The sequence below is a fragment of the Alteromonas sp. AMM-1 genome, assembly GCF_047290655.1.
Taxonomy (GTDB): domain Bacteria; phylum Pseudomonadota; class Gammaproteobacteria; order Enterobacterales; family Alteromonadaceae; genus Alteromonas; species Alteromonas mangrovi.
Map to the genome: position 1 here is coordinate 1 of NZ_JBLBUE010000157.1, position 8,050 is coordinate 8,050.

5 protein-coding genes are annotated in these 8,050 nt (G+C 46.3%); 3 read left to right on the forward strand and 2 right to left on the reverse strand.

Annotated elements, in window-relative coordinates:
- Positions 1–183: 183 nt before the first annotated feature.
- On the reverse strand, positions 184–948 hold the full coding sequence (locus ACLR2L_RS16925; protein WP_140961632.1) for an outer membrane protein assembly factor BamD: 765 nt from the start codon (positions 946–948) through the stop codon (positions 184–186).
- Positions 949–1,115: 167 nt separating this feature from the next.
- Between ACLR2L_RS16925 and rluD the strand changes: the two genes are divergently transcribed.
- The 3 genes from rluD to clpB all read left to right on the forward strand — a co-directional run bounded on the left by rluD (position 1,116) and on the right by clpB (position 5,532).
- Positions 1,116–2,099, forward strand: a complete 984-nt coding sequence (rluD, locus tag ACLR2L_RS16930) for a 23S rRNA pseudouridine(1911/1915/1917) synthase RluD (RefSeq protein WP_140961630.1) — start codon at positions 1,116–1,118, stop codon at positions 2,097–2,099.
- The gene (gene pgeF, locus ACLR2L_RS16935; protein WP_413369772.1) at positions 2,089–2,838 is read left to right on the forward strand and encodes a peptidoglycan editing factor PgeF; all 750 of its coding nucleotides are present in this window, start codon (positions 2,089–2,091) and stop codon (positions 2,836–2,838) included. The genes rluD and pgeF overlap by 11 nt, the downstream gene beginning before the upstream one ends.
- Before the next feature lie 123 nt (positions 2,839–2,961).
- On the forward strand, positions 2,962–5,532 hold the full coding sequence (gene clpB / locus ACLR2L_RS16940; RefSeq protein WP_140961628.1) for an ATP-dependent chaperone ClpB: 2,571 nt from the start codon (positions 2,962–2,964) through the stop codon (positions 5,530–5,532).
- A 68-nt stretch (positions 5,533–5,600) separates the two neighbouring features.
- Here the strand turns inward: clpB and prsT are convergent.
- On the reverse strand, positions 5,601–8,050 hold a 2,450-nt coding region (prsT, locus tag ACLR2L_RS16945; RefSeq protein ID WP_413369774.1), incomplete at its 5' end, for an XrtA/PEP-CTERM system TPR-repeat protein PrsT.

Genomic DNA, 8,050 nt, shown 5'->3' on the forward strand with positions numbered 1-8,050 from the left:
AAGCCTTTGCCAGTGGGAGAGTTCATTGAATTTTGAAGGTTATACCCTGTGCGCGATTAATTGCCTGGCTCAATTGCATAGCGTTCTATGATTTGTTTTTGAAAAAAAACGGTTCTTATAGCAGAAGCAAAAACGCCCTGGCGAGAATCGACAGGGCGTTTGTAATGGGGCAATTAGCAATAATTAACCAATAAACTCACTGTTCGGGAAGTTGAGTTTTAAGGTTTTCATAGCATTATCTTTAAGATCTGTCAGTTTCAACTGATCATAGCATTCCACCATAATCTCCAACGCCTGTTGCACCTGGTTAGAATCCGGGTAATTCTCAAGAATATATTTTCCACGGTTTGCAGCGGCAATATAGGCTTCTCTGCGCATATAGAAGCGGGCAATCGCCACCTCGTATTTAGCCAGGCGATTCTTAATGTAAACCATGCGCTGACGGGCGTCGGAGGCATACTTGCTGTCGGGATACTGCTGAATCAGCCTGCGGAAATCATCAAACGCTTGCTTAGACTTAGTGGGATCGCGATCGGTATTATCTATACCTACCAATTCCTGGAACAAGTTATTGTCGGCTTCCATATTGGTTAAGCCGCGCATATAAAAGGCATAATCCACGTCTGCATGATTCGGGTTCAACCGAATGAATCGATCGATGGTGGCCAGCGTTTGATCGGCCTTACCGGATTTGTAATAACTGAATATTAAATCGAGCTGTACCTGATGAGACAACGGGCCAAACGGAAAGCGCGAATCCAGAGCGCTTAACGAAGCTGCTGCTGCAGCAAAGTTGCCGTTTTCCATACTTTCACGTGCTCTGTCGTACAGAGATTGCGCATCCAGGTTCGCGTTGACCACCTGCTCTTCTTTATCTGAAGACGAACATCCAGCCAGGCTAACAATGGCGCCCAGCATCAGTGGTGCAATACAACGGGTAATTTTCATAGTACTTCTTTTTCCTGATCCGTTTTATTCGCTACTGCATTGCGTACAGTAAATTTTCGGTATTTTAACGCACTTGCACGCAAACACCACATAAACACCAAAAGAAAACCGCCAAGTGCGGTAAACCTTGTTATAATCTGCACTTTGCGTTCCTGTTTTAGGCGGTTATGGTACAACAAAGTTCACAAATTTCATTATCAGCGAATACTGAATTTCAACATTTTGGTATGCGGTTAGATCAGGTTGTTGCTGATTTGTTCCCCGATTATTCACGATCAAAGCTAAAAGAATGGATTTTAGCCGGGAATGTGTCGATTAACGGCGTGCCTTGCACTGTGCCGCGTCAAAAAATGACCGGTGACGAAGTGATTTCGGTAGAGGCCGAAATCGAGCAGCAGGTAGTGAATGAAGCTCAGCCCATTGAGCTCGATATCGTGTACGAAGATGACGATATTCTGATCATTAACAAGCCAACTGATTTGGTTGTGCATCCTGGTGCGGGCAATCACGATGGTACCTTGCTTAATGCTTTACTCGCGCACGTACCGGGGATCGACAAAATACCGCGGGCCGGCATTGTTCACCGACTGGATAAAGACACAACGGGTTTGATGGTTGTTGCTAAAACGCTACCAGCGCAAACGCACCTGGTGGATCAGTTGCAGTCAAGGGTAATGAGCCGAGAGTATGAGGCCCTGGTAATGGGCACTATGGTAGCGGGTGGGTTTGTGGATGCCCCAATTGGGCGACACGCAACCAAGCGCACTCTCATGGCTGTTCGGGAAATGGGTAAACCTGCGGTAACGCATTATCGTGTCATCGAAAAGTTTCGCATGCATACTCATTTGAGATTAAAGCTGGAAACCGGTCGTACCCACCAGATCCGCGTGCATATGGCGCACATTAAACATCCATTGGTGGGTGATCCTGCTTATGGCGGGCGATTGCGTTTACCCAAAGGCGCAAGTGAAAGTTTTGCCGATACTTTGCGGGGTTTTAATCGCCAGGCACTGCATGCAGCCCAGCTTTCGCTGTATCACCCAAGTACAGATGAGTGGATGACCTGGCAGGCACCGCTTCCGCAAGATATGGTTAATTTGATTGCTTCGGTTAGAGAAGACACCAAAATCTATGGTATCGATGAATTCTAAGCTGAACAGTCAAACACCGCTGGTTTTCCCGCAATGGCAAGCGCCCCGTGGCGTGGTTGCCTATTGTACTACCCGTATTGGCGGTGCAAGCCTTGCCCCGTTTGATTCGATGAATGTAGGAAACCACGTCGGCGACAGTGCCGACGCGGTAAGCAAAAATCGTGGTTTGTTACCGTTTGCAGATCGGATCCACTGGCTTAATCAAACGCATAGCAGTGCTGTGATTGAATTGCCATCGGTTCAGCATGACGGCGACGCCGCGATTGCCCGGGATAGCCAATCGTTTTGTGCGGTAATGACCGCCGATTGTGTGCCTGTGTTATTATGCGATAACAACGCTACCGTTGTTGCTGCCATTCATGCAGGATGGAAAGGGCTCGCACAGGGAATTATTAGCAATACCATTAATGCTATGAATGTTGAGCCTGGCGTGTTACAAGCCTGGATTGGGCCGGCGATCAGTGCGCACTGCTATGAGGTGGATATCAGCATGGCTGGTCACTTTACTGAATTTTCCGACGCTATCCTGCCGCACCACAAATCAACGAAATGTTACCTGGATTTGCCACGTATTGCCCAGTTGCAGTGTGAACAGGCAGGGGTAGGGCATATTTCGCTGTCACAGCTGTGTACTTATCAACAATCTTCTCTTTTCTTTTCTCATCGCCGGGCATGTCATGCAGGTGAATCCCAAACGGGACGAATTGTCAGCGTTATCGGGCTGTCAGCTTCGTTTTAGTCAGCCCTAAAAAATTTGCGCTAGCGCAATAAATTGCCGTATTTTTGCGCAGTCAGCTTGAATCTTGTTTCTGTCATACCCATAAATGAAGCAAGGTTTTTTACGCACTGTTAAAGAGGTTTTATGCGTTTAGACAGATTTACCAGCAAGTTCCAGATTGCGATCTCTGATGCGCAGTCTCTTGCATTGGGCAGAGATCATCAGTTCATCGAGCCAGTACATTTAATGACCGCATTACTGAATCAACAGGGTGGTTCGGTGCGTTTATTACTGGACTCGGCCAATATTAACGTTAATGCGCTGCGTTCAGCCCTTGCTGAAGCTATTGATCGCCTGCCAAGAGTAGATGGCATCGGTGGTGATGTTCAGTTGGGTAAAGAATCAGTAGTGCTGCTAAACCTGTGCGACAAGATTGCACAGCAACGCAAAGACGATTACATCACGTCTGAAATCTTTGTTCTGGCCGCCATTCAGGATAAAGGCCGGCTCGGCGATATGCTTAAGTCGCTGGGGATCACAAAAGAAAAAATTGAAAAAGCCATTGATACGATGCGTGGTGGTCAGAAGGTAACCGACCCGAACGCGGAAGACGTGCGCCAGGCTTTGGAAAAATTTACCACAGACCTCACCGAACGAGCCGAGCAAGGTAAGTTAGATCCGGTAATCGGCCGCGATGATGAGATACGCAGAACGATTCAGGTACTACAGCGCCGTACTAAGAATAATCCGGTGCTGATTGGTGAGCCTGGTGTGGGTAAAACGGCCATTGTGGAAGGGTTAGCACAACGGATCATTAATGGTGAAGTGCCAGAAGGACTGAAGAACAAGCGCGTGTTGTCACTCGACATGGGCGCGCTGGTAGCCGGTGCTAAATACCGGGGTGAGTTTGAAGAACGTTTAAAAGCGGTATTGAATGAACTCTCTAAGGAAGAAGGCCGGGTTATTTTGTTCATCGACGAACTTCACACAATGGTGGGGGCGGGTAAATCAGACGGTGCGATGGATGCAGGCAACATGTTGAAACCCGCACTGGCGCGTGGCGAATTACACTGCGTAGGCGCAACGACACTGGATGAATATCGCCAATACATTGAAAAAGACGCGGCGCTGGAGCGCCGTTTCCAGAAAGTGCTGGTAAATGAACCAAGTGTTGAAGACACTATTGCTATTCTGCGTGGCTTGAAAGAGCGTTATGAACTTCACCATTCAGTAGACATTACCGATCCGGCCATTGTAGCAGCCGCGACCTTGTCTCATCGCTACATCAGCGATCGCCAGTTACCTGATAAAGCCATTGATTTGATTGACGAAGCTGCCTCAAGCATTCGCTTGCAAATTGACTCCAAGCCAGAAGAAATGGATCGTCTGGAACGCAGAATTATCCAGTGGAAGCTGGAAGAACAAGCGCTTGCCAAAGAAACCGACGATGCCAGCCATAAGCGGTTAGAAATGATCGAACTGGAGCGTGAACAGGCTGAGCTGAAGTTTTCGGAACTGGAGAAAATCTGGAAAGACGAAAAAGAAGCCATGCAGGGCACGCAATCCATTAAGTCTGAATTGGAACAAGCCAAGCTGGATTTAGAAATTGCGCGTCGTGCGTCTGATTTAAATCGCATGTCTGAGTTGCAGTATGGCCGTATTCCCGAGTTAGAAATGAAGCTCGAGAAAGCCGCAGAAAACGAAACCCGCGAAACCTTGTTGTTAAAGAACAAAGTAACGGATGCGGAAATTGCCGAGGTACTGTCTAAATGGACGGGCATTCCGGTTGCCAAAATGCTCGAAGGTGAGCGCGACAAGTTGCTTCGCATGGAAGACGTGCTGCACAAACGCGTAGTCGGACAGCAAGAAGCAGTAACCGCTGTATCGAATGCCATTCGACGTTCACGGGCAGGTCTCGCTGATCCGAATCGCCCAATCGGTTCGTTCCTGTTCCTGGGGCCTACCGGGGTAGGTAAAACTGAACTGTGTAAGTCGCTTGCGGGTTTTATGTTCGATACTGAAGATGCCATGATCCGCATTGATATGTCTGAATTTATGGAGAAGCACTCTGTTGCAAGACTAGTTGGTGCGCCTCCTGGCTATGTAGGTTACGAAGAAGGTGGGTATCTTACCGAAGCCGTACGTCGCAAGCCGTACTCAGTTATTCTGTTGGATGAAGTAGAAAAAGCGCATCCGGACGTGTTTAATATTCTGCTTCAGGTGCTGGATGACGGGCGTTTAACCGATGGACAGGGACGTACGGTCGATTTTAAAAATACCGTTGTGATCATGACCTCTAATTTAGGCTCAGATATCATTCAGGACAAGCATCAGGAAAGTCAGTACGACGAGATGAAGTCGATGGTAATGAGCGTAGTAGGGCAGCATTTCCGGCCTGAGTTTATTAACCGGGTTGATGACATCGTGGTATTCCACCCGCTGGGTAAAGAGCAGATTAAGTCGATTGCTAAAATCCAGTTGGCGTCACTACGGGCACGTTTAGCTGATAAAGGCTACAAACTGGAATTGTCAGCGTCGGCCATGGATAAACTTGCCGATGCCGGATTCGATCCGGTATTTGGTGCAAGACCGCTGAAACGGGCTATTCAAACCCAGATTGAAAACCCGCTGGCCCAGCAATTATTAGCAGGGACAATAATGCCAGAATCTACTATTCGAATAGATGTAGATGGCGATAACCTGCTGATTATCTGATCCATTCAGGGCTCAAAATAAAAACGCCGGCGTATTCAAGCCGGCGTTTTCGTTTATATAACAATATACTATCTGATTGACTCAAGCAGCTCACGGGCCTTTTGCCGGTTGTAAAACGGGCGATTCACTTCTACTGCCTGAGTAAGCTCTTCAATCGCTTCTTCGTATCTGTCCAGTTTAACCAGCGCGTATCCAATGTGATAACGAATTTCAGGATTGTTAGCATCTCGGGCAAAGGCACGACGCAATAATCCAAGTCCTTCTTCCAGCTTATTTGTTTGCACTAAAATCCATCCATAGGTATCCAGAATATCCGGGCTGCTTTCATTCAGCTCAAATGCTTGTTTAATATAGGTTTCAGCCTGATTGAGGTTGCTGTCTAACTGCATGATCGCAAGTTTATTCAGCACTTCTGCTTTATTAAAGGTAGTTTCCTGCTCAAGTAACTGATTGTACAGAATGGATGCTTGTTCAAAATTTTGCTGTATGAAATGGAACTGCGCCAGTAGATTTTTCGCCAGTACATTTTTAGGCGAGGCAGCTATTACTTTTTCCGCTTCGGTAACAAACGTTTGTTTATCATTCCCTATAATCGCAAGGTTATGCAGCATTAACAGCGCTTTATGGAAGTTTCTGTCTAATTCCAATGCGCGTTTTAAACTTGCTGTGGCTTTATCCCGTGATTCAGTTGCATCGTCATACATGGCCTGAATTAACCAGTAATTGGGGTTGTCTTTGTTGTCCTTTGCCAGGGCAACAAGCATGGATTTGGCCGTCTCCAGTTCCCGCGTTTGAATATGCAGGCGAATCTTATCAAGTTTAATTGCTGTGCTGTCCGGAGCGAGTTCAATTGCGCGTTGCAGAGAAGCTAACGCAGCTTCGTTATCACCAACAGCCTGTTGAAGCTGACTCTGCTGAATTAAGAATTCAATAGAGTTTTGCGTAAAGTGCGTAACGATAGACAGGGTCTTTTGTGCTTCCAGTACATTGCGCTTCTGAATGTACACTGACGCCTTAAACAACAGGTACTCAGGATTATCGAAATCCTCAACCAACAAGCGATCCACATGATAAATAGCCTGATCAAAGTCTCTGATACGCTCATGCAATTTAGCTAATTCATACCTTGCATAACTGTAACCGGTGTTGAGCACCAATATGTCGTTGTATAGGTTTATTGCTTTTTCTATGTTGTTAAGTTCAACAAGATTATGCGCCTTTAACAGCAACGTTTGTGGATGCTTTGGTGACAGAGTAAGCAATTCTTCAATTAATGCATTTGAACCTTCAAAGTCACGCTTTCTGCTTAAAATTGCGGCGCGGTTAAACTTGCCTGCAAATAACGTTGGATCTTTATCGAGGGCTAGCGATAACACATCCAGTGCTTCGTCGTAGCGTTTCAATCGAATGAGAATACCGGCTTTTAAGTTCAGAAACTCCGGTTCTTCCGGATAAATAGCCAGCATGGCTTCTGCGCCTTGCAGCGCATCCAGTTCCTGTTCGGCTTGTAATTTCATCATGCTGTAAGTAAACAGGAAGGTAATATTTTTACTGTTCTGTGGGTAATTCTGATCCAGATAAGCGAGCGCTTCCTGTTGTTTACCCCTTGCTGCCATTAAGCGTATCTGAAAGAGTTTTACCTTGGAGTCGGTTGGATATTTGTCTACCAGATCGTCAACTAACTTTTGTGCTTTAAACGCCCGGTTTTGTTTTAAATACAAATCGCCCAACAATAAAGAAGCATCCATATTGTCTAATAATTTGTCTTCGTGTTTCTCCAGCAACAGCATAGCCTGCTTGTTTTGCTGGGTAAGCAGATATGTGCGCGCCAATAACACGATGGCCTGAATATCATTCGGCTTCTTCAACAAATATTGTGAAAAGTCTTTTGCGGCTTGTTCGGTATTTCCATGGAAAAATGCGGTTAAACCACTGATGTAAAGTAACACGGGTTGCTCAGCAATGATTTCGGGTGCCAGGCTGCTCATAATTTCGTTCAATTGTTCGAGCTTTTCGTTACTAACCAGCTTTTCTTTGTCTTTACTTTCAAGCCAACTGCTCAGCAGGATCGCCAGCGGATCATTTGGCGTTTTTCCAATGATTTCATCCACGAATGCACGCGCGCTGTCGTAGTCGTTACTTTCAAGATAAATATCAGCAAGTTTGCGAAGTGTATTGGGATCTTCCGGATTTAATTTTAGCGCCCGTTGCAAACTGTCTATGGCAGTATCAAAATCGCCCTGAGCATGTGCTAACTGACCTTTTAACCGCCAACTGGTTGCATCGTCCTGAGTGGTTTCAAAGGCCTTGTCTAAAAAAGATTTTGCATCAGTGAAGCGTTCTTCAAACAAAGCAACGGAGGCAAGGCCATTTAAACTTTGAGTATAGCCGGGCTGGATAGCCAGACTATCATTATACGCTTTTACTGCGCAGTCGAAGCGGTTCAGCCTGATACAGGCACTGGCTCTTATTTGCAGCCATTTTACTTTCTGTTCGCCAACCAATTTATCGGCTTCGG